We start from the raw sequence: 23886 nt of genomic DNA, 5'->3' as shown, positions 1-23886 counted from the left end.
ATGCAAATCACTGGATGTCGGCTTGGCCGAGTGATCCGCATGATCGTTATTCTGTGTCCTGCAACGCCGCTTCGAACTCCTTCAACTGACGTTTCAGCGGAGGGGAATGCGGCCAGACCTTCAACGCCTCTTTTTGAGTTGCCACCGCCGCACGCACGTCGCCCACGGCGAAATGGCAACGTGCCAGGGTGTCCAAGAATTCAGGGCTGCCGGGGCTCAACACGAGTGATCGCTGGCTTGCCCGCAACGCTTCCTGAAAATCCCCCTTGGTGTTGGAGACCAACCAAGCGTACTGGTTGAGTGATTCGGCCAAATCATCTCGAGCGGCTATCGGGATACCACGCCGCATCCTGGCTTCGTAACTGGCGATGTCCGATTTCAATCGGCCGATCGATTGCGTCCAGTAGCGAGAGATGACAGCCGTCCATGCTGGATCGTTTTCATCGTCAATCTGCATCATCGTGATGATGATGTTGATGTCCGTCGGATTTGCGTTGATCGCGGTGACCAAGCTCTTCTTGGCCGCGTCGATTTGACCCGACTTCATTTGGCTCAACGCACGCTGGTACTCGACCTTGCTGCGTAGTGATGCAGCGCTGAGCAGCAAGATACTGATTCTGTTTTGAAACTTGTTGTCCTTTTCCGCACGCTCCACGACTGGCTCCAGCCATTTGACCGCGTCGTCATGGCGAAGTAATTCTTCGCACAGTTTGCTCATGTTCTGGCGTGCTTGAACCCCGACGTTCATTTCCAAGTCCGACGAGTCGATCACCAGTCGGTATTCTTTCTCTGCCCAGTCGAACAAGCCGCGTTGTTCCAGTTGCTCACCGATCGCCATGTGGGCATACGCCATCTCCTCAAACTCTTTGTCCGACAGATTTGTCCGCTGCGTTTCATCTTCGGGCAACTTGCGGATCGCTGCTGCCCGCTCTGCCAGTTCATTCGCTTTGGCGACCTCGCCGGCTGACAAGTGCGCGTGTGCGGCGGAGTACATCAGCAGGGCGTGAGACTCGAAGACATGCTGATGCTGTTGTTGCAGCGCGCTGACAAAGGGGAACAGCTCATGATCGATCGCCCACTCACACGCATCGATCAAACCACGCGTCCGCGCGGGCACCAAGTCAGCGTTCTCGATCGCCAAACGCAAGGCTTCTGCGGTTTGACCTTGCTCTGCCGCTCTCGCGGCAGAGACGCGAACCAGTTCCAAGACGGACGAGGCGTGCGTGGTCTGCGACAAGGCGTTGTCCAGCTCGCTGCGTTGTTTGTGGATCAAATCTTGCCAGCGACTTTCCGAATACTGACCCTCTCGCAAGTCGTCGGCATAGGCCAACAACCACTGCGACGCCTGACGCTGATTGCCCCTGAGCATTTCTCGAATACGTTCGGCATTGCTGATTTGTCGCGCCCGATCCTCGCTCACATTCTGCTTCATTGCCAACAGAGCGGCCAACCGACTCAACGCAATGTTCGACTCAAATCGAGCCAGTCGCACGAGCGCGTGCAAGCCTTTGCGGTCGGGCAAACTTGCCAAGATATGGATGCGGCTCTCTCGTTCCGACGCGTCCTGTGCACCGTACTCGGCCAATGCCTCGCGGACTTCCGCAGGATCGGTTTCTTTGGCCCAAGCGACATGCAAACTGCTGATCAGGAAACGTGCGGCGGACAAGATTTCACTGTCACTGTGCGTCTGCGCTTCTCTCAACGCATCAAACGCTTCCAGCCCCATTCGCTGCAATTCATTCCTTGCTCGCAACCGGGTCGCGTAGCTGTCGCTGCCCAGTTTTTCGATCAGCTCATGGACACGCTGATCGGTCGTCTCTGATTCGCCGTCAGAGTATTCGCCGTCAGCAGTGGCGTCTTGGCTCCAGACCTGAACTGGCGAGGCTGCCTGCAGGACGACCAACACGGCGACACAAGTCCCGATCGCGAGCAGCATCGGAAAAGAAGCTCGCCGGACCGCAGAGTTGATTTCCTGACGCTGGGCGGTCCCCGGAAACAGGCAGCTCGGACGCCGAAAAAACGGAGACGCGACGTTTGGCGATTTCAGCTTGGTCATGGGCGAATGATCAGTGGGGAACGCGGACGGAAGGGACGTCAGCCGATGGATCGCGGCAGGCTCCCCATGCTCCGCCGAAGGCTTCTCACTTTCCTCCATCTTATCGCCCCCGGACAGCCGTGACATCGCCCGTTTGATGGTTTGCTTGCTAAGCTGGTTTGCCACCGCGTAATCGGTTTTCGGTCGTTTTCGCCAGATTGTTGCCGAAAGCCAAGATTAGCGACTCAGAATCGAAGTTTCATAAGCTGGGCAAAACAGCTAGGATTCCGTACTTCCCTTTCCACGCCCCCTTGCAATTGCAACATGAGCCGCAAGTCCAAACGCTCTGAATCATCATCCAACGCCGGCGAAACGTCTGCTCAGCCGCAGTCCGAGGCGGCGGGATCCTCCGAAAAACGCGATCAACGCAAGGCCGGCGACGTGCCCGTCAAAGACACTCGCGATCCTGCGGTCATCCGTGCCGAAGCGATCCGAACGAGTGGGCAGCGTGAGACGATCGAGGCGATCGTGGTCGCTTTTATCCTGGCGATGCTGTTCCGCGCGTTCATCGCAGAAGCCTTCGTGATCCCCACCGGCTCAATGGCACCAACGTTGATGGGAGCGCACAAGGATCTGGAGTGCCAGCAGTGCGGACAATCTTTCCAAGTCGGCGCGAGCAAGGAACGCCGGGAACAGCGGCAGGTGTCGACGGTCGTGGCGGGCATGTGCCCCAACTGTCGATACGTCAACAGTCTTGATCTCAAAGACGCACCGGATCACGGGACGTTCAACGGCGACCGCATCTTGGTCAGTAAGTTCGCTTACACGATCGCCGATCCGGAGCGCTGGGATGTGATCGTTTTCAAATTCCCAGGCAACCCCAAGCAAAACTACATCAAACGTTTGGTCGGATTGCCCGGTGAGACTCTCCGCATCCAACACGGCGACGTGTATGCACGACCTCTTGGTGATAGCTCGGGCAACGCCGAACAGGCGACCGAAACCATTTTGCGCAAGCCAGTCGACAAACTGCTCGCGATGCAGCATCACGTCTACGACAGCGACCGCCAATCCGAGTTGCTGATTCAATCGGGCTACCCCAGCCGCATTCAGCCATGGGCGGAAAACACCAGTGAGCCACCCACGGACTCATGGACGGTTAAACAATCAGCGGACGGTTTGACTGCCCAGCTCAAAGCGAATGACGACGAACTGCATTGGCTCCGATATTTTCACCGCTGGCCTCGTCCTGAACAATGGGCGACCGCCAAGGCAAACGGCGACCTTCGTGACGTGGAGCCGTACTCCTGCGGCGCGATCACGGACTTCTATGCATACGATTGTTACATCAACGTTCACAGCAGCACGATCTACTCCGAATATCCGGTGACTTCGACCGGCCTGATCGGCGGCGGATTCAATGGCACGTTCCGTGACGATTACGTATCCGGTGGCGATTTGGATACCCTGCAGGGTCGAGCCAGCTTTGGTGAAAGCGATCGTGCCTACACTGGCCAGCACTGGGTCGGCGACTTGATCATGGACAGCGAGATCGAGCTGGGCAGTGACTGCAAAGAGCTGTTGCTGGAGTTGATCGAATCGGGCGTCAAGTATCAGTGTTCGGTCGATTTGGCGACGGGCAAGGCGACCTTGAAGATCGACGACGGTCAGACGCGTCCGTTCACGGCCGCTGATGGCACCGAGTCCACTTCGCCCACCGCGGCCACCTCCCTGCGTGCCGGACGAACGGCCAACGTCCGCATGAGCAACTGTGACGATCAACTCCTGCTCTGGGTCGACAACAAACTCGTTTCATTTGACGGACCCACCACGTTCGACTCGCTTCGGTATCGTCCGGCCGACGAAGCGTCCCCGAGATATCAGCCGGGCGTTCATCCGCTGGACGCAGCTCCGGTGGGGCTTGCCGTTCGCGGCGGCAGCGCCACGGTTCATCACGTCGGTGTGTCTCGCGACATGTACTACATCGCCGCCAACGTCGATTCACGCGGCATCTTTGACTACGACATTGATGAACTCAGCGGAATCGTCGGTCAAAACTTGCACCCCTATCAAGCCGTTCGGGACATCCAAGACATGATGTCCCAACCGGAAACTTGGGACCAAATCGACGTTTGGAAATCACGACGCAGCATTGCGTTTGACTTGCAAGCCGATCAGTTCTTTCCGATGGGAGACAACAGCCCGGAAAGCTTGGACGCGAGACTTTGGGCCAACGCCAAGCGAGTCGGCGGGTTGCCCGATCGGTATCGCGAGAAAGCTTACACGTTTTCTGAGGCCGAGTACGTTCCCCGAGACTTGCTCGTGGGCAAAGCGTTAGCTGTTTTCTGGCCGCACCACTGGCGATCCCCACTGCCGATCACCCCCAACTTCAAACGCATGCGTTTGATCCGCTGACCTTTGTAAAAAAGGTGTCAGACACCTTTTTCGTTGAAAAGGATTTCGAATGAACAAAGTAACACAGTTTTTGATGCCAACGGCTGCCGACGACGAGGCGTTGTATCAGCCGATTCTGGAAGCCGTCGATTTGCAAAAGACCTATGGACGACGGCGGGTCGTCGATGGTGTCAACTTGCACGTCGGTCAAAACGAAATCGTTGGACTGCTCGGCCCCAATGGTGCCGGCAAATCCACGAGCTTTCGTATGATCTGCGGTTTGGTCGAACCCGATCGTGGCCGCGTTTACTTGAGCGGCCGCGACGTCACGGACTGGCCCATGTTCAGGCGCGCACGTGACGGACAAATGGGATACTTGCCCCAAGAACCCAGCGTGTTCAAAAAGTTGACGGTCGAGCAAAACATCTCGGCGCTGTTGGAACTGCTCGGCTTTGATCGCAAGTCAAGAAAACGCAGAACGGACGAGTTGCTGGAGGAATTCAGTATCACGCATATTCGCAAGAACAAAGCGGGCGGACTGAGCGGTGGCGAACGCAGACGTTTGGAGATCGCGCGTTGTCTGGTTTCCGATCCCAAGATTGTGATGCTCGACGAGCCCTTTGCCGGCATCGACCCCATCACGGTCCAGCAGATCCAAGGCGTCATCACGCAGTTACGTGACAGCGGAATCAGCGTCTTAATCACCGACCATGCCGCCCGAGAAATCTTAGCGACGGTCGATCGTTGTTACGTGATCTATCAAGGCCAAGTGTTGATCGATGGGACGCCGGAGGAAGTCAAACAGCATCCCAAGGTCCGCGAAGAATACTTGGGCGACCTCGACGGTGCGTCGGCGGGTGCCCATGCACCTCAGTCGCCAACACCGCAGCAGTCGATGCGTCAGCCACCGCCCTCACCGCGGGTGCAAGTGCGATTGCCCGGCGGTGTGCGCGTGGATCCGCAGCACACCGAAAACCCACCTCCACCACGTCGCCCGATTCAAAGACCCAACCGCCGAGTGACAGACGTGTAGCGAGTGGACGAAAAACGGGGCTGGGCTTCACATCGTTTGACCCGCAGCCGAAGGCGTAGGAGACGCTACCAAACGGGTCGCCCCGCAGAACCAAACGCCGCTGCCGCCTACGCCTTCGGCTACGGGTCAAACGGGGGCTGGGCTTCACATCGTTTGACCCGCAGCCGAAGGCGTAGGAGTCGCTACCAAACGGGGCCCACCGCAGAACCAAACGCCGCTGCCGCCTGCGCCTTCGGCTACGGGTCAAACGGGGGCTGGTCTTTACGTCGTTTGACCCGTAGCCGAAGGCGTAGGAGACGCTCATCGGACTCGAACCAGATCGACTGGCTTGATCTTTCGCCGTTTGATGATCGCGGCAACGTCCTCCAAAAATCGATCCGCGTCGACCGGGTAGCCGGCAGTCGGCAGAAGCGGTTGCTTGCCGGTGTGATACTCGGCAAAGTAGGCGTTGAAGGACTCCATCGCCCGCTCACGCAAGTACTTGGCGATCATGGATGAATAGGCGACCGGCGTGAATCGGTCTCCTTTGACGGTAAAGCAAATCCGAAACTCTCGTCCTTGGTAGGGAACACTGTACGCACTCACGTGCTTGGACTCGGACATTACACGGACAAGCTCACCGCCAAAGACGTGCTGCAAGACACTCGCATAGTAACGACGTCCGCCATGACGATCGCAATAGACGATGATCGGATCGTCTGCAGGCAACGGAGATTCGGAGGACTGTTTCGGCAAAAGCTGGCGAACGAGACCAAGCGTTGCGTCCGAAAGCACGTCGGATTTGTTCATGCCCGACGCAATCATTTGATTGAAGCGACCGGCCGTGATCACACGAGTCGCGACGTTGAATAACCGCACGGAGGACGTCCGCCACGGTTCGGGTACCGCCACGCTTGATTCGGCATGCATTTCGAAACACGATTCTCCGAGCCAGTCCGTTGCGTCGATATCTCGCCTGTCACTTGAGTCGATCCACTGCGTGACTTGAAGCGATGGCGAATCCGAAACCCAATTCATCGCAATGCCAACCGCCGCTGTCAACTTGGACAGTGAACCGCCCTCTGGTCCGGAGGAGCGTGGCCGATAGACGGCTTTGGAATCATCGATCACCAACTTGACGCCCTGGTGCATCACCGGATGACGAAGCAACGCGAAAGCGTCTTCTAATGATCCCTGCAAAGTGCAATCACTCAAAACCTGCGAATCGACATGCCAGGCGGTTGCCGCCACCACCAGGGGACCAAGTTTCGGCCCATACCCGGCTTCGTCTGTCGCGATCAAGTAAGCCCCCATTCAGGTTCCTTTGCCCTGAACGCATACCGAGCGACTTCGCCGAGGCAACGCCCATCCGCAAATCGCAACCCACATGAGCACGCAAGCAGTCGGTTCGGGTACCGCAGACACTGTGATGGTACCTCCCTGTACAATCGCCGGAATGATCATCGCATTCTGATCCAGAAACGTCACGTTGCTCAGCGTCACGTTGTAGACGCCTTCGGTCAATGAACCGGTTGCCAGATTGATCCGCGCCGCCGGCGTTTCCAACATGGGAACAGCCATCGCAACATTGAGGTCCAAGCTCAACAATGCAATGGTGTTGTCGCCCGCGTCGCGGATGAATTGTGACGACGGGTCCAAATTTCCGCTGGCAAAGAATCCCGTCAAACCGATGTCACCGCTGGCCTCAAAATCAGCCGGGCCTTGTACGTCGGCCGAAAGTCCAAAAACCTCATCGCCCGATGCGCTCGAAATCAACAGCGTGATCGGCGTCGTCGCGGTACCTTCACTGATCGTCACGCTGTTGAATCGCAACGAGATCGCGGCGTGAGCCGCCGTGGGCAGTGACAGCGAAGCCATCGCGAGTAACGCGAATCCGCAAATGACCGGCAATCGGCGGAGAGAATGAGATCGGATCATGGAATCAAACGGGTCTGCTAATTCGGGTTGTCATTCTTGGATTTGCTGAGGATCTAACTCTGCAAAGTAAGCGTCGATTGGGCCGTTGGACTCGATCGAGCTGTCGTTCGCATGGGTCTCGTTCGTTTTGGTTGGCGGTGACTGTTTCGCGGGCGCTGTGATCGGTGCCACGCTGCCGCTCAAATCTTGATTGGCTCGCACGTACACCGTGTCCAAAGCGTTGACGCGCCCATCTCGGTTCAAGTCATGTGGATTGTCGACGGCTGCGGAGTTGAGTGACAAGGATTGGTTGGCACGCACACTGACCGTGTCCAACGCATTGACGCGCAGTCGCGTGGCCGTGTTCCCGATCCCAATGTCACCGATCACATTGCCAAAGTAGAACACGTCATCGGTTGATAGCCCAGTGACGGGCCCGGCGGGAATCGTCGTCCGTAGCCAAGTGTTCTCAATGGCGTTGTTGGGAAAAGTTACCTTCACGCGAGTTGCCAAGGGTGTCATGGTAACCAACTCGACGGCAAATGCGATTGCCGAATCAATCGGCTGAAACCCAGACGGATCAATCCCATCCCAAACAGCAAATTGCAGCACACCTTCTAAATCCGAATCGGTCGTTCCATCAGGCATCGTCTCGATGTCGAACAACAATCCGTTGAGACCATGAATGTAGTTGGTGTAGTGCTGCAATCCGGAGCTTTCCTCCGGCAATAGAGCGATTTTTCCCGGATCGCGTGCCGCCTCCGCGTCACCCTCGCTCGACAGGTTGACTCCCGTCGCCCCGGCGTAAAACAGGCCGCGGTCTACGATGTGAGCCTCGCTGATGGCGATTGCCGTCCCAAAGTCTCTGTCAAACAGGGCTGTGCCGTCGGTTGACACCTGGTGCAATCCCGCGATGGGCAAGGTGTGACTGCGACCGTTGGGCACGACGAGACGAACATCGTTCAGACCGGCGGACAAATCCAACTGATAATTTCCAAAGCTGTCCGTCAACGCCGCCGGCTCGACGGCCGCGAGCGGATCGACGATGCCATCATCGGGCAGACCGTTGCCGTTGATGTCCAGGAACACCGTCTCAACTGGCAAGCCGACATCGCCAGCATCTTGCACTCCATCGCCGTTGGCGTCGTCAAACACACGCCCGTAAACACGATCTCGCACTGCGGTTCCGAAATCTACAACGCCAGAGTCTCCTGGGATCAGCAGAGTCACTGCCGACGACTCCGGCGAAGTAGCCTGCCACTGGGCGGGAGCAAGTGATGTGACGTGATACGTTCCCGGTGTCAAATCCAGAAAACCGTACACCCCTGCTGAATTGGTTTTGGTGACCGGTTCCGAACCCAAGAATCGGATCGACCATTGATGCAACGTCCCGACGTCGATGTCAGCATCATCACGTACTTCTAACGTCCAAGTGCCGTTCAAATCGGATTTGATCGCACCCGAGAGTGCTTCGTTGGGCAAAAAACGTCCTACGAACGGCGGCGCTCCGGCGCTGATCGGAGTCGTCGCATCGTCAGCAAAGATCGTCCCTGTGAAATGGTCGCCATCTTCGCCGACATGGTTGGCCAGCACGACACGATCGCCATCAGGATTGATCAGTGAAATGTGCAAGTCGCCGGTATACGTATGCGTCAAGTCCACGGTGACTTCAATGCTCGTTGCGGATGGGACGCCACTGACGACGATGGGCAGCGAAGCGGTTTGCAAGTCTTGAATCGGAGCCGTTCCGGTGGATGTGAATGTCGCGTCAACGGGCGTCAATGATCCATCTTCATTCCAATCCAAGAACACTTCTCGATCGTCGATCACAGGCTCATCGATTCCACGCAAGCCATCACCGTTGAAATCTTCAAAGGCGATGCCGGTGATCGCGGGGGTCAATCCGTTTCCTGTCACAGGGATTTCAAACAAGGCTTCGTCAGCGTCCGATGACCCGACAACGACTAGCCCAGACTCCACGCCCAACTGGCTCGCTGTGTAGCGAATCGTGAACGTCGCCGATTCGCCCACATCGAGAGTCGATGGCGAAAAAACATTCTGAATCGTGAACGGTCCCGAGGCGATTTCCAGACTGGTCAACTCCAACGGCGACGTCCCCTGATTCCGCACCCGAAAGGTCTTGGAGGTGGCTAATGCAACGCCAGCGTCACCTATGAATGTCGGGGAGCCGCTATCGACCAATTCATCACGGTCCGTGACGATGGAGATCTCGGGCTTGCCGATCGACTGTAGCAGGCTGCCTGCGTTCACTCGACCGTAGCCAAAGTCATTGTTGTGCCCCGAGTCGGTGGCATAGGAACCGCCGATCAGATCCGTATTCGCCCGCATCCACTGACGCATCTGTGCCGGCGACAGCACGATGTTTTGCTCAGCCAGCTCCGCCATCGCCAACGCGGCGATCCCGGTTGCCAACGGCGTTGCCGCCGACGTTCCACCGAATCCAGTGCCGCCCGTGCCGGTGTAGTCGCTGCTCGTATAGCCTTGGCTGCCGGGAACGTCTGTCGTGTCAATGGCAAGATAACCGGGACGGGTGTCGTTGCTGGGCGCGACCAAGTCGACTTGCGGTCCCGAGTTGCTGTAGTTGGATCGCTCGCCAAAATTGTTCGTCGCCCCCACGGAAACCACGCCGGGAATGAGCGATGACAAGGACGCCGGCAAGTCGACAGAGCCGAACTCGTTGCCCGTCGCAAACAGGTACATGGCACCCTGACCAAGCCGGCCTTGGGTCGTTCCCCATTGCAACGCTTGACGGATCACCGTGCTGGGACTGCCGCCGCTCCACGAGTTGTTGACAATGTCGGCTGATCGCCAAGTGCCGTTGCCGTCCCTGGTTCGGCCAGCCATGTAATAAATGGCCGCGGCAATGTTGGCGTCGCTCGCCGTCGCGCCATTGTCAAAGATGCGTGCGCTGAGCACTGGCGATCGGTAGGCCGCACCGGCGATGCCGATCCCGTTGTCTCCGCGTCCTGCCGCCACACCGGCGACCGCAGTCCCGTGGTCGTCCACCGGGGTGTAGCTGGATTGATTGTTGTCGGCGACAAAGTTCCATCCATGGACGTCATCGATCCAGCCGTTGCCGTCGTTGTCGATTCCGTCACCGGGTATCTCGCCCGGATTGGCGTGATTCAAAATGTCTGGATGATCCGTTGCCACTCCATCGTCGATGATTCCGATCACGATGTCGGGTGAACCGCCCGAATTGACGTCCCATGCGGTGGGCAAGTCAACATCGGCATCGATAACACCGCCGCCTTGACCGTTGTTTTCGGCATGCCATTGATTGACAAACCGTGGATCATTCGGAATCGCGGTCCGTTGCCAAGACTGATAAAAGTTGGGGGCAGCCCAACTGACCGCCACATCGTTGCGAAGGGTGTTGGATGCAATGATCGCGTCGATCCCTGCGCCAATCGCAACGGTAACGACGAATTGGTCCGACGTTCCCGACAACGGTTTATAGCTTTGGACCAACTCGTGCTGGCCAAAGAAATCACTTGCGTCAACAACTTCCTTCAACGCAACGATGACTTCGTCGAAAACGACAACTTCTGAATTGGTTTCCGGATTGTGAAAGACAGGCACTTCGCTGTCATATCCAGGAAAGCTGCGGACGTAGTCTTGCAGATTCGGACCGACCGACACCGGTTCGGGCAACTCAAAGATTCTGACGTCACCGTCAACGATTCGCAGAGGGCGCACCGACGACGGCAAGCTTGTCGGAGATTCATTCCATCGAACCGCCATTCGATTCGGCATCACGGACAGCAAGACGGGGGTGTCGAGATCGTAGTAGCGGATACCCTTGTCAAGAAACGGTGCCTGCCCGAGTTCCCGGGACATCACATCGCTGCCTGCCACGGCAAGCAGACGTCGCGACTCCAGGCGTTCGCCACGCAGCACGGTTCGCAAGTGTCGGGACTGGGGCATTCAAATCAAATGGATTCGGGGCAAGCAATATCGGGGATCAATCCTATCCCGAATGGTTCATGTGCAGTTCACTCAGTAGTGGGATTCGCCAGAATTCCGTTGCTCAGTGGATTTCTGGCGAAATCCACTGCACCATTGACTGACGATGCGATCCAAAGTGAGCGGCAGTTTAGCATTCTCGCGTCTCCAATGCGTCTGGTGGTGTCATGCGCCCTGAGCCACTGGCCGTCAGGCCACGGGTAACGCACACTGGACCAGATGCTTGTTGGGTGCTAGCCCGGATCATTCACGAGCCACCACGCCCCCGCGTGAATGCGTTAAGATTCAGGCATTCCTGTTCAATGCAACACGGCGTGTGCATCGGTTTCAGGAACACCGGTTTATTGAGACGCGGTCCCATTCTAGCGATTCAGAGGCGGTCGACTCATGACAGTGATGGCATCCCAACAGCGACTGGAGTTGCTCCGAGCAATGCCGATTTTTGGCGGCGTTTCTCCGGCAGCGTTGAGTTTCATCCTCAACCATAGCGATGAAAACCATCACCCTCGCGACTCGTATTTCTTTTGCGAAGGCGACAAGGGCGACTGCGTCTACGTCTTGCAATCAGGCACAGCGCTTGTCGAACGACGTTGGGAAGACATGCCCATTATCTTAGGACGTTTACGGCAAGGAGACTGTTTTGGTGAGATGTCGTTGGTCGATCTCCAAAAGCGTGCGGCGTCGATCCGAGCAGAATCGGATTGCCAAGCCATTCGCATTCCTTTTCGTGCCTTTCGATTACTTTGCAATCAAGACATGCAGCAGTACACGATGGTCATGATGAACTTGGGTCGTGAAATCAGTCGCCGACTTAGAGTCGCGGGCGATCGACTTTTTCGATTTCAACAAGAACTGGGGCGTCAATGGTTCGACGACGAGCTGACCGGCGATAACTAGTGCTGTGTCAGATCCACTAACGAGTGGTTGGCCCGTAGCGAATGTCATCAAGACTGGGCTGATCAAGATTTGGTGTTGACATTGTTTTTTCAGTCCATGTTTTTGTCCCATGCATCGCAATCAGAGTGAGCCTCAGGCGCTAGCCGTGGGCCGGCACCACAATCCGCCTCAGGCCCACGGCTAGCGCCTGAGGCTCACTGGGGGCCACCAGCTGCGATGGGAGACGTGGCAGAAACTTGCGGAGCGCCGCAGCGCCACGACCCCAGATTTTGATCAGCGCAGCAATATCCCCGTGTAGTCAACCAGGAACCGTCACTGCAACTCTGCGCGGACGGTCGTTCCGACAGTTGCCGGCAGCCAACCTTTTTGAACGTACCACGCAACCGTCTGATCGATTCGAGTTTGCAAAGACTCCGCAGGAACGAATCCGGTTTCCCTCTCCAGTTTTTCCGACGAACAGGCCCACGAGCCGTAACCCGCTTCGCGAGCTTTGTCAAAATTCAAGATGTGTTGATGCCCTCGAATTCTCGCAACCAACTCATTGAACGCGGCAACGCACCAAATCACGGGATTCGGAACAGAAACCACTCGAACGTGCTCTCGACCCAAAGAGTGACCGATCATTTGACCATACTGACCAAACGTACGGATCATGGAGTCCGCGACAAAGTAGATGCCGGATGGATCGGCCACATCGGAAACCAAATGCTGACCTGATTCTGAAACAACTCGCATCGCCGCGACCAAGTCAGACGCACTGATGAATGAGCACTCGTTATCATTTCGTCCCGGCACCAAGTGCAAACCGAAACGTGCGATCGAGTCAAAGAGTAAGAAACCATCCTTGTCCCCCGGACCGAGTACCACGGGGGGCCGAACAATCGAGACCGGAATCTGATCGACGAACTCCCGCAATACGAACTCACCAGCCAACTTGCTGCGACCATAGTTGGAAACAGGAACAGCCTCATCGGATTCTTTTCTCGGTCGACCGATCTGTGACGGACCGGCGGCGGCTAGCGAAGAAACATGAACGAACCGCGGAGGCGTTGTTCGACTTGAGCACGCGGTCGCCAGACGGCGTACTCCCACCACATTGGCTTCCTCAAAACTGGCAACGGAAAAACACTTGGTCACACCCGCCAAGTGATAGACGACATCGACATCTTTCACCGCACGATGCAACGATTCTTGATCGGTCAAATCTCCGACGAAAAACTCGGCCCCGTATCGTCCCAGTGCCGAACGATCACTGCCGCGACGAACCAGACAGCGAACGTCGTCTCCTCGCTGGGTCAAGTGTTCGACCAAGTGCAACCCGATGAAGCCGGTTGCCCCCGTTACCAGTGCCTTTGCCATGTTGGTTCTGTGATGTTGAGAGTGCTATTGGTATCCTCTATGGTAATTCAATCGGCGATGCGACCAAAAGAATGTTTCTGGAAGCTGCAAAAAACATGCCGACGCCGACTTGATGGACAAGGTAAAACGGCTTGTGCAAGTGCACCTACGTGCACCGCCTTTTCCCTCCGCAGACGCCAACTCTCTCGACTGGAATGCCCCGAATGAAACCTACAACCCTGCTGTTCCTCACGTTGGCCTTCTGGGCACCTGCTTGTTCGCTGATCGCCCAAGATAAACCGACTGACAAAGAACAGACTGACAGGGAGACGCCCACGATCGGTAAACTGGATCCAGAAATGGCCGATGCGGGTACATCCGCCGACGGTGTGACACAACGGGACGGAATTCAGTGGCATGATGTGACGAATTGGGGTGTCGAGGGCAGGATCCTGCCGGATCAACCACGTGAGCGGTGGTTTGATCGATTCCCAGCCTCGGCAAAAGGACGCGTGACCGACGCGGTTTGGAATCTCAGCCGCGACAGTGCCGGAATGATGGTCCGTTTTGCCACCGATGCCACTACGATTCAGGTGCACTACAAAGTAACCAAAGGCTCGCTGGGGATGCCACACATGCCCGCGACCGGAGTGAGCGGCATCGACCTGTACGCCAGGGACCCCAACGGCAACCTGCGATGGGTCAACGTCGTCAAACCCAATCAACAAGAAATGAAAACGATCATCGCCAAGGACTTGGCGCTAGGGTTTCGCCAGTACGTTGCCTACTTGCCTCTGTATAACGGAGTGGAATTTCTGAGCATTGGAGTGCCGCTGGAAGCTCGGTTTGACTCCCTGCCTCCCCGAGAGAATCCAATCGTGTTCTACGGAACCAGCATCACGCACGGCGCCTGTGCCAGTCGCCCGGGAATGGTGCACACCGCAATCCTGGGACGCAAGTTCGACATGCCGGTGGTCAATTTGGGATTCTCCGGCAACGGGCGAATGGACACCGCAGTGGGTGACTTTCTGACCCAACTGGATGCTGCCGTCTACGTCATCGATTGCCTGCCCAACATGGACGCTGACGCCGTGTCCCAAAAGTGTGTGCCGTTGGTGCATCAGATCCGCGCCGCCAAACCCGAGACGCCGATCGTCCTGGTGGAGGATCGCCGGAACACCAACAGTTGGATCACCCCGGCACGCGATGCCCACCACGACCGAAACCACAAGGCACTCCAAGAAGCATTCAATCGCTTGCAAGACGAGGGCGTTGAGCGACTCTTCTACATCGACGGTGACTCGCTGTACGGGGACGATTCCGAAGGCGCTACCGACGGGTCGCACGCCAGCGATTTGGGGTTCATGCGACAAGCCGAAGTGTTCGAGCCGGTGCTTCGCAAAGCCTTGGAGGCAAACTGAACGCGCTCCGACGCACAGGTTGAGAACCGTTCGCAGGATCACACGGCAGCTTTGAAAAAGTTTCTGAATTTCCAAGCTGCCTTCGCGCACAGGAATTCAACGCAAGGGCTCTCTACGGGAATTCACGTTCGCTGATTTGTCTGAATGATCCATCCTTGTGCATCGTCCGGTCTTGATTTTGGGGTTAGCCGTTTTGGCGTTAGCCACGGTTGTGTCTTGATTTTGGGGTTAGCCGTTTTGGCGTTAGCCACGGTTGTGCCTTGATTTTGGGGTTAGCCGTTTTGGCGTTAGCCACGGTTGTGTCACGAAAACCGTGGCTAACGCCAAAACGGCTCATCTACCGAACCCACGTTCTAAGACTGGACGATGCACTAGCAACATATTATCAATCGTCGGTGTAGTGGATTTCGCCAGAAATCCCTTGCAAAAGGAATTATGGCGTATCCCACTACGAAGTCTGCCAGCAATTGAATCGCTGTTCCCCAACCACAAGGTAATGAAGCAATGTTTCGCCGATTTCTTTCAGTGTTTCCGATCTTTCTCGGAGTTTGCTTCGTTCCGACAGGCGTTTTCTTCCAGCCTGCGTTTGCCGACACATCTGTCAACAAGATTTCGCATGCTTCGCTGGGCGATGGCCCATTGCACCTCTATGTTGGCAAGGTCTCCTTGCCCGCCGATGGACTCTGGACACCCCTTGTACCAAGTTTGCCGGACGCCGATTCACAAAACACCCTCCGCGAGCTGTACTTGGTCCCGACCGACAAAGCCCGCCTGCGTGACCTCGGCAAGCGGATGTATGCGGCGCTACAGCAATCCAGTGTCCAGAATGGCCGCTGGCAGGTGCGTATGGGATACGAAGCATGCCGCCAATTCGCAGAAGACCACGACGGCGTTGGTCCTGCGGACTTCGCGGACTTCGCCAACGAGAAGCGTTGGGAGCACGTCGCTAAGAATTGGGATGCGTTGAATTTACGAAACAATGAATTGCTGGACGCGATCGATCACCAGCAACTCGTCGGCCCCTTCTTGCATCTGATCCCGGCTGCAAAGTTCAAGTTTTCGGAGCCAGATGCGAACCTTCAACGCAACGGTGTCACCAGACAAATCGTTCCGCAGGACAAGCGAGTGGTTCTTGCCTTTGAACTACGTCCACTCATTGACGACGGCAAGCACTGGGTTCTGTACACGGATGGCAACTGCGAACGTATCGATGTGGATCCCGAATTGATCGCAGCGCAAAAGGTCACGATACGACCGATTTTGGACAAGGATGCGGCAAAGGTCGCTGCCGAGAAGGACTTCGTGGATTACATGATGGTGGTGGTGTCCAGCCGAGCGATGGACGCCCCGCTGAGTTTGAACATTCATAATCAAGTGCTGGGCCAAAACGAAAAGGTTTCTCTTAACATCCCACAAGCTGCCGACGTGCCCTACGCCCAACTCAGTGGCAATCTCAGCGATGCGAGAAACTTTGCTTGGCAACCCTATCTGAAGGCAAGCCGGGGTGGTGTCCTGCACGTTTGGAATCAAGCGGGCGCGCCTCGCCAAACTCCAGACGCTCGGCGGAACCTGTCAATGTTCTCCGTTCTGGGAGGACGCGCTGCGATCGAAGAGACCTTGCAATTGCAGGATCTTGCGGTGACAAGGTCCGATGAAGCTCAAACGGTTGAGATTGACTCACTCAAGGGTGTCGAAGTCACGTCGCATCCGTTCGAAGCGATGCTCGGCGGCGCACAAGGTGGTAGCTTGGAAATGGCCCGTTATGTTCCAGCGGATCGACTGTTTGTCTACATCGGCAAGCCGGAATCCATCCCTGCGATGCTCGACAAAGGTGCTCCCTTCATCGCCAGCTTGGGCACATCGCTGACACGCAACTGCCTGCAGTACAACCTGGAGTCTCGCTATTTGAGTCGACTTGGGATGACACGCGACTGGGTCGATACGGTGCTTGCCTCGGGTTTGACCAGTGAGATGGCGTTGTTCGCACCCGATCTGTTTTTCATCGACGGCACCGATGTCACGGTCGTGGCTAAACTCAGACAGCCCGAGCTGCTGCGGCAATTGCTCGGGCTGCTGGGGGCATCCAAGCTCGAGGGCAATGCGATCCTAGAGATTCCCACCACGTCAGACGCCCCCGCGTACATGGCACTGCGTGACGATTTGCTCTTTGCCAGCACACAACGTGGTGAAATCGAGCTGGCAATTGGACTGCACGAACAACAAGGACACGATAGTCTCGGCGACAGTGCTGAGTTTCGCTACATGCTGACGCAACTCGATGTCAGCGAGCAAACTCGCATCTACGCTTACCTGTCTGACCCTTTCATTCGCCGACTGGTCAGTCCTCAAGTCAAGCTGGCCCAACGTCGACGCATGATCGAGAAAGCGAAGCTGGAGGCGATGACGGCAAGCGTCTTGCTGGCGCGGCTCAACGGAGAAGCCGAATCGATCTCGACGTCGACCCTCATCGACGAAGGGCTCCTACCCAAGAACTGGAAAGGCGAAGGCATGTCGGTCGAAGCAACTGGTTTGGTGCGTAGCGAGCGCTACGGTTCATTGCCCCGCATGCGCACCCTGCCGGAAGTCCCGGTCGAAAAGGCGACCGAGGCGGAAGCCGAAGCGTATCGGATGTATGTGGAAAATTATTCCAACTACTGGCGTCGGTTCTTTGACCCCATCGCCATCCGGCTGGACGAAGTCGAATCGAATCAATTAGAGCTTTCGACGTTCATTCTGCCGCTGGTCGACAACTCAATCTACAACGGTCTGAGGACCATGTTGGCACATCAAGATGACAACGTGCCGCTATCGATTCCAGTGGTCGAGCCAAAACCGGTTTTGCAGTTTTCGATGAACTTAAAAGAAGCAGCATGGCAGCAGATCGCGGGCAATTTTTCAGAGTTCTTTCAACGTTTCTCCGGCGCAAGCCCCGCGATGATGGATGATTTTGGTCCGAGTATCCACGTGGCCATCTTTGATGCCGATCCGATCATCGCCATGGGCAGCGGAGATATCTTCGGTGCCTTCGGAGGCGATGTGCTCCGCGGCGGCGGCAACCAGATGCTGATGGTCCCCGTGATGCTTTCCATGTTGACACGTCCTTGCAGCATCATGGTGGAGACAAAGTCGCCCGAGCAAACGGCGCAGTACTTGCGTCAAGCCGCTCTGTCTAAAACGGTTGGTGGCAATCGAAACGATTTCGCGGTTTCGTTTTACCAAGTCGATGATCGCGACGAATGGGTTTGGACCATGGATATCTTTGGCGTCGTCAAACTTCGCTATGGAGTCGAGGTACATGGCAACTACATGGTGATTCGCAACATCCCTTGGTCCAGTGACGATCAGGTGATCAATGTCGAGCCCGCGCAGCTCAATGCAGCGATGTTACAAGCCAATCCGTCGGCGTGTCAGCGGCAACTACCCGGACTTTTTGCCGCCGCGTCGGACGGCAATCGCCAAGCAGTCATGTCAGGCTTGGGGCGACTGTATCCGTTCATGTTGAGCGGTTCCAAAAATGTGGAGCAAGCCGCAGCGGAGCACCAGCGACTGTTCGGTTTTTATCCTCGACAGTTGCCCGGTGATCAGTGGCTGTGGGAAAACCATCAACTGGTCAGCAAGCAATACGGAAAACCCAGCCAGCAACGTCAACCCGCGTTCGATCCGGAAAAGCCATTCGGGCTCATGAACCGCATCGACACCTTGCAGCTTAATATGCAATTCGAAGAAGACGGCCTACGGAGCACCATCCGCTGGGGCTTGCGGTAGCACGCGGTTGAGCAAAAACTTGTGATCTCGCCCCCGTGGCTCTATCATCTGTGCTGCTAATTCCAGAATCTCGCGTGACATACGCGTCGCGTTTCCCCCAGATGATGAACACCAGGTCATGAATCAGGCCTCTCGAATGGATCGACGCAGTGTGCTGAGGCACTCTGCGGTCGCCGGAACTGCGGCGATGACCATGAACGTAGCGAACACCCAATTCGCGTCAGCCGCCGAGACGACGTCATCCGAGCCGCTGAAGATCGGTTTGGTGGGTTGCGGTGGTCGTGGCACGGGGGCAGCCGCTCACGCTCTCTCCACCGGCAACGATGTTCAACTTGTGGCAATGGCGGACGCATTTGTTGACCGATTGGAAGGCAGCTTGAGTTCGCTGCTGCGCGGCAAACCGGGCGTGAGCAAGATTGAGGCCGGAAACGGGTTTGGCAACGCGATTGATGTTCCTCCCGAACGCCGTTTCACGGGACTCGATGCGTATCGCAAGCTGATCGACAGTGAAGTCGACCTCGTGATCCTGACGGGACCTCCCGGGTTCCGCCCCGCGCACTTTCGATACGCGGTGGCCGCTGGCAAGCACGTGTTCATGGAAAAGCCCGTCGCATCCACGCCATCCGGGATTCGAGCGGTTTTGGAAGACGCCATGAGAGCGAAAGAAAAGAATCTCAAGGTCGGTGTCGGACTGCAGCGTCACCACCAAGACAGTTACCTCACCGCAATGGAAAAGATCCACGGTGGCGTCATCGGTCGTGTCACCGCCATGCGATGCTTTTGGAATGCAAGTGCTCCCGCCAAGACACCCGTTCCCCGGGAAGACATGACGGAACTGGAGTACCAAATTCGCAACTGGTACTTTTTCGACTTCCTCAGCGGCGATCATATCTGCGAACAGCACATTCACAACATCGATGTCTGCAACTGGGCGATGCAGGACCATCCTGTTTCAGCGGAAGGAATGGGGGGACGACAAGTACGCGTGGAGCCTCGCTTTGGGAACATCTACGACCACCATGCGGTTCTGTTTTCCTACGCCAACGGCACTCCCATGCACAGTTATTGCCGTCAGATCCCGGGATGCAAGAACTATGTCGGCGAAGTCATCGAGGGATCTCGCGGTCGTGCAAACCTGGGTACCGGTGCTAGCTCGCTGTCGCTGATCGATGAAACTGGCACAGAGAAAGAGCTTTGGCGGACGCCTCGTCAAAAGGGCAAGGACTATCAAAGCCCCTATCAAGTGGAGTGGAATACGCTGATCGAAGCCGTGCTCAGCGACCAGCCGTACAACGAAGTCGAGTATTCGGCGCACAGTACGATGTCCGCAATCATGGGACGAATGGCGACTTACTCCGGCAAGGTCATCCAGTGGGATGAGGCGTTGGCGTCGGGAACGGATGAGATCTTTGATCCGCTGTCCTTCGACGATGCCTCGCCCGTTCCGGCTCAAACGGATGGGACCTACGCGATCCCGACGCCCGGCAAAACGAAAGTGTTGTGATGAAGATCGGAATCATTTCGGACATTCACGGAGATCTCACATCACTGAACATGGCGCTAAGTCACATGCAATTGGCTTCAGTCCAGAGGGTCCTTTGCGCCGGAGATCTTGTTGAGCGAGGGAGCAACGATCACGGCGTGATCGACTATTTTCGTCAGCATGCCATTCCCTGCGTGCAAGGAAACCACGACGAGAACGCGGTTCGCCACCACGAGTTGCAAGCTCATGTGGAAGTCCAAGATGACTCCACGCTCAGCGCCGCATCGGTCGATTTCCTCAGAGGACTGCCACTGACGCAGTCGTTTGTATGGGTTGGCTCGACGATGTTGTTGGCACACGCTACACCATCGGACAACGGGGCACCGGTGTTCCAAGACCCCAGTTGTGAGAAACTGTCAAAGACGTTCAAGAAGGATTTGGCTCGTATGGAGGCAGACATCTTGGTTGTGGGGCACACACACTATCCCTTTGACATCCGATACAAAGGCAAGCGGGTATTGAATCCAGGTTCCGTTTGCAATCTGCAAAGCCGAGACAGCCACACCTGCGGCATTCTGGATCTCACCGATCATTCGTACACCGTTTTCAGTCTCGCCACCGGAGGTGAATGTGAGATTCTGAATCGTGAATTCACATGAGCGCGCCACGCGACTGGTTACGTTGACATCGCGCCCGAATTGGCTTGCTGCAGATCTTGGACCCACTTCGGCGTCTGCTCCAAATACGTAGCGACGTGCTTTCGTCGCGAAAAATAGTACAGCGAATTGCCACCCTGAAAGATCACCGTCAGTACAATCACGGCTGAGTAAAACGCGACGACCAAGGATCGGTAAAGCTCTCTTCCTTGAGCGCCCAACAACTGGGCGTATTCTGGGTGCGCATCCAGATCGGTGGCTCCGCTGAAGAGCATCCAACAGCAGTAGGCAATGATCAAGGTCATGAACCCCGCTTGATTCCACCCAAGCAGCGTTGCGCCTTCGGGTTTGAACGCCAGCAGTTGCCTGCGTCCTCGAAACTCCAGAAACGCGACAACGCCCAATCCGATCGCCACCAGGAGGGCAATCAAACCTGTGACAGCGAATGGCAGGGAGAGGGCTGCGATGATGGCAGTGATCCATCCGTTGAATGCAGCCACTCTTGCTGCTCGGCGAACCGGCAGTGCACGCTGAGTTGCGAAGGCCAGCTCTTGGAAATGTTGCTCCGACAATGGAGCTGCTGGCGAGTTTTCGGTCGTTGAGTCGGTTTCCACTTTTCGCTCTGCTCCATGACCAAACGTCGGTGACTAAAGGCTCCTACGTCATCCCAAAGGCTATGTGTCCCCTATGCGTGACGCAATAGGCTGGACTGCTCAAAGTTTGGAGTTGTGGCATTTTGGGTTTGCGCTGGGTCTGCTGTCACCTCCACCGGCGCAGGAGACTGCTGACTTAGTGAGCCGCGACGCGTAAGCGGCCGGGCCTACCGCATTGCCCGGTGCCTTACGGCCCACGGCTCACTCTTGCGTTCCCAATTTCGATTAAATCAACAGCCCACTAGCCTGGACTGCGTCTCGCTCAACAGCCCAGGTGCTAACGGTCGCGGCGGTTAGAACTCGCTCAGCTCCAGCCAGCGTTCTTCGGCGTCTTGCAACTCTTGCGTGATTTGGGTGAGCTGCTCGTGCAGTTTCAGCGCGGCGTCGGGATTGGTTTCGGTCAACAGACTCTCGTTCAACTGGCGTTTTTCGTCATCCAGTCGAGCGATTTTCTTTTCCAGATTCTTGATCTCCTTTTCTGTCTTGCGTTGGTCTCGCTGGTTCTGGCGATAGTCAACCGCGGTGATCTTGTCCTCAGGTGGCTTGCCTGGTTTGGAGTCGGCGGACTTGCCCGCCGTCAAATTGCGTTGCCGCTCTCCTTCGTCGATCTCGCTCTCCACGCTTTCGAGGTAGCTGTCGTAGTCGCCAAAGTAATTCTTGACCGTCCCGTTACGGACTTCGATCACGTTCGTGGCGACGCGTCTCATGAAGTGCCGGTCGTGGCTGGTGAAGATCACGGTGCCCTTGTACTCCACCAACGCTTCGGCCAACGCTTCGACCGTCTCGACATCAAGGTGGTTACCGGGTTCGTCCAGAACCAACACGTTGGCGGTTCCCAGCAACAATCCGGCCATGCAAAGACGTGCACGTTCGCCCCCGCTGAGGACTTTGACTTTCTTTTGGATGTGCGAGTCGCGGAACAGCAACGCACCGGCCATCGCAAGACAGTCTTGGCGAGTGGTTTGCTGGTCGGAGGCGTACTCCAAGTGCTCCAGGACGGTTTGTCGTTCGTCCAATGACGTGTAGACGTGTTGCGCGTAGGTGCCCAATTCGGTGCCGTAGCCCCATTTGATGGTGCCTTCGATGGGAGCCAGGGAGTCCACGAGCGTCCGCAGCAGCGTCGTTTTTCCTTGTCCGTTGTCACCGACGATTGCGGCACGTTGTCCGTGCTCGATCTCCAAGTTGATATTCTTGGCGACGACGTTGCCCGGATAGCCGATCGCCAAGCCTTCGCAGCGGGCGACGGTTCCTTGACGGGGCTGGACTCGCGGGGCTCGAATGCAGACGGTGGGCTCATCGACTTCGATCTCGGAGGTCTGAAGCCGAGCGAGCTGCTTGGCCTTGCTGCGAGCTTGGCTGGCGGTTGCCGCGTTGGCGCGGTTTTTCTCGATGAAGCGTTGCAACTGCTTTTGTTTCGCGATCGTGGTCGCGTTGACTCGGCGGTCGTGCTCCCTTCGTTCTTCACGATATTCCAGGAACGCGTCGATCTTGCCCGGATACATCGTCAGCTTGCCACGCGAAAGCTCCAGGGTTTGCGAACAGGTTGCTTTGAGAAACGCGCGGTCGTGGCTGACGATCAGGGCGGCTTTGTTGAAACCGCGCAGGAAGTGTTCCAGCAGGATTTGGGTGCGGAGGTCGAGGAAGTTGGTGGGTTCGTCGAGCATCAAGAGATTGGGGTCGTGCAACAGCAGCGCGGCCAATTTGACGCGGGTTTGCCAACCGCCGGAAAGTGCCTTGACCGGGCCTTCCAGATAGTCGCCTTTGAGTTCGAATTGTCCGGCGACTTCCCCGCAACGCCAATCCGGTTGTCCGCTGTCTCGCATCAGAAAATCCAACGCGGACTCGTCGGGCTTGAAGGGATCGTGTTGTCGGAGGTATCCGATACGCAGCGAAGGGTGGTGGATCACTTCGCCCTTTTCCAGCTCCTCGTTGCCCAGCAAAGCTTGCAGCAGGGTGCTCTTGCCGGCTCCGTTTCGGCCGATGAAGCCGACTTTTACGTCATCGACCAGCGACAATTCTGCCCCCTCCAGCAAGACTTGGTCGCCAAATCGCTTGTGGCCATCGCGGACTTGAATCAGAACGGGCATGACGGGATCAGAGAAAAAATGGTGCAGAAGGGTGGATGGAGGTCAAAACAGTGTTTTTGAGCTTCCAGAAACGGTCAATTTCGACAAACGATAGCAGGGCGGCGGCCCAGGACAATCCTCCAACATCGCGGCTACCCGGGTCGTGAACGATTTCCTAAATTGCTCGCCAGATCGTGTTTTGGCAGATGACGATTTGGTGCGACATTCCTAAACTGTTCCAAGTACGGAGATGCGGTGCCCG

General features: G+C 56.6%; 14 protein-coding genes. 7 read left to right on the top strand and 7 right to left on the bottom strand.

Annotated elements, in window-relative coordinates; genetic code table 11:
• Nucleotides 1-46 precede the first annotated feature (46 nt).
• Nucleotides 47-2056, bottom strand: coding sequence for a hypothetical protein (locus tag Pla52nx_RS08375; protein WP_146519690.1), 2010 nt, complete (start codon nucleotides 2054-2056; stop codon nucleotides 47-49).
• A 303-nt stretch (nucleotides 2057-2359) separates the two neighbouring features.
• Here Pla52nx_RS08375 and lepB point away from each other — a divergent pair, with 303 nt between their 5' ends.
• Together lepB and lptB are read left to right on the top strand one after the other, a co-directional pair.
• Complete coding sequence (gene lepB / locus Pla52nx_RS08370; RefSeq protein WP_197454520.1) at nucleotides 2360-4450, top strand: signal peptidase I; 2091 nt, start codon at nucleotides 2360-2362, stop codon at nucleotides 4448-4450.
• A gap of 49 nt (nucleotides 4451-4499) precedes the next feature.
• Nucleotides 4500-5462: an LPS export ABC transporter ATP-binding protein gene (gene lptB, locus Pla52nx_RS08365; RefSeq protein ID WP_146519691.1), complete on the top strand. Its 963-nt coding sequence runs from the start codon at nucleotides 4500-4502 to the stop codon at nucleotides 5460-5462.
• A 300-nt stretch (nucleotides 5463-5762) separates the two neighbouring features.
• Here lptB and Pla52nx_RS08360 read toward each other — a convergent pair whose 3' ends face one another.
• Genes Pla52nx_RS08360 through Pla52nx_RS08350 form a run of 3 tightly spaced genes read right to left on the bottom strand, consistent with a single transcriptional unit; the run spans nucleotide 5763 to nucleotide 11306 of the window.
• A complete protein-coding gene (locus Pla52nx_RS08360; protein ID WP_146519692.1) occupies nucleotides 5763-6755 on the bottom strand; it encodes a hypothetical protein in 993 nt (330 codons plus the stop codon).
• Nucleotides 6756-7379 (bottom strand): hypothetical protein, encoded by a 624-nt coding sequence (locus Pla52nx_RS08355; RefSeq protein ID WP_146519693.1) that lies wholly within the window; start codon nucleotides 7377-7379, stop codon nucleotides 6756-6758. It abuts the gene before it with no gap.
• A 30-nt stretch (nucleotides 7380-7409) separates the two neighbouring features.
• On the bottom strand, nucleotides 7410-11306 hold the full coding sequence (locus Pla52nx_RS08350) for a S8 family serine peptidase (protein ID WP_146519694.1): 3897 nt from the start codon (nucleotides 11304-11306) through the stop codon (nucleotides 7410-7412).
• Nucleotides 11307-11732: 426 nt separating this feature from the next.
• Here Pla52nx_RS08350 and Pla52nx_RS08345 point away from each other — a divergent pair, with 426 nt between their 5' ends.
• Complete coding sequence (locus tag Pla52nx_RS08345) at nucleotides 11733-12242, top strand: cyclic nucleotide-binding domain-containing protein (RefSeq protein ID WP_146519695.1); 510 nt, start codon at nucleotides 11733-11735, stop codon at nucleotides 12240-12242.
• 312 nt (nucleotides 12243-12554) lie between these two features.
• Here the strand turns inward: Pla52nx_RS08345 and Pla52nx_RS08340 are convergent, their stop codons facing one another.
• Nucleotides 12555-13601 carry an NAD-dependent epimerase/dehydratase family protein gene (locus Pla52nx_RS08340; RefSeq protein ID WP_146519696.1) on the bottom strand — a complete coding sequence of 349 codons (1047 nt, stop codon included), beginning with the start codon at nucleotides 13599-13601 and terminating at the stop codon, nucleotides 12555-12557.
• Nucleotides 13602-13804: 203 nt separating this feature from the next.
• Here Pla52nx_RS08340 and Pla52nx_RS08335 point away from each other — a divergent pair, with 203 nt between their 5' ends.
• The 4 genes from Pla52nx_RS08335 (at nucleotide 13805) to Pla52nx_RS08320 (ending at nucleotide 20908) form a co-directional block, all read left to right on the top strand.
• Complete coding sequence (locus Pla52nx_RS08335) at nucleotides 13805-15001, top strand: SGNH/GDSL hydrolase family protein (RefSeq protein ID WP_231741913.1); 1197 nt, start codon at nucleotides 13805-13807, stop codon at nucleotides 14999-15001.
• A gap of 504 nt (nucleotides 15002-15505) precedes the next feature.
• Nucleotides 15506-18766, top strand: coding sequence for a hypothetical protein (locus Pla52nx_RS08330; protein WP_146519697.1), 3261 nt, complete (start codon nucleotides 15506-15508; stop codon nucleotides 18764-18766).
• Between the two features lie 118 nt (nucleotides 18767-18884).
• Nucleotides 18885-20270 carry a Gfo/Idh/MocA family protein gene (locus Pla52nx_RS08325; protein WP_146519698.1) on the top strand — a complete coding sequence of 462 codons (1386 nt, stop codon included), beginning with the start codon at nucleotides 18885-18887 and terminating at the stop codon, nucleotides 20268-20270.
• Nucleotides 20270-20908 carry a metallophosphoesterase family protein gene (locus Pla52nx_RS08320; RefSeq protein WP_146519699.1) on the top strand — a complete coding sequence of 213 codons (639 nt, stop codon included), beginning with the start codon at nucleotides 20270-20272 and terminating at the stop codon, nucleotides 20906-20908. Before Pla52nx_RS08325 ends, Pla52nx_RS08320 begins: the two co-directional genes overlap by 1 nt.
• 17 nt (nucleotides 20909-20925) lie before the next feature.
• Here Pla52nx_RS08320 and Pla52nx_RS08315 read toward each other — a convergent pair whose 3' ends face one another.
• Both Pla52nx_RS08315 and Pla52nx_RS08310 read right to left on the bottom strand, forming a co-directional pair.
• Nucleotides 20926-21519: a hypothetical protein gene (locus Pla52nx_RS08315; protein WP_146519700.1), complete on the bottom strand. Its 594-nt coding sequence runs from the start codon at nucleotides 21517-21519 to the stop codon at nucleotides 20926-20928.
• Nucleotides 21520-21851: 332 nt separating this feature from the next.
• Nucleotides 21852-23645 carry an ABC-F family ATP-binding cassette domain-containing protein gene (locus Pla52nx_RS08310; protein ID WP_146519701.1) on the bottom strand — a complete coding sequence of 598 codons (1794 nt, stop codon included), beginning with the start codon at nucleotides 23643-23645 and terminating at the stop codon, nucleotides 21852-21854.
• Nucleotides 23646-23886 lie beyond the last annotated feature (241 nt).

This window comes from Stieleria varia, assembly GCF_038443385.1.
GTDB classification, from domain to species: domain Bacteria; phylum Planctomycetota; class Planctomycetia; order Pirellulales; family Pirellulaceae; genus Stieleria; species Stieleria varia.
Note: the sequence above shows the minus strand (reverse complement) of the source record. Positions and strands in the feature narration are given on the sequence as shown.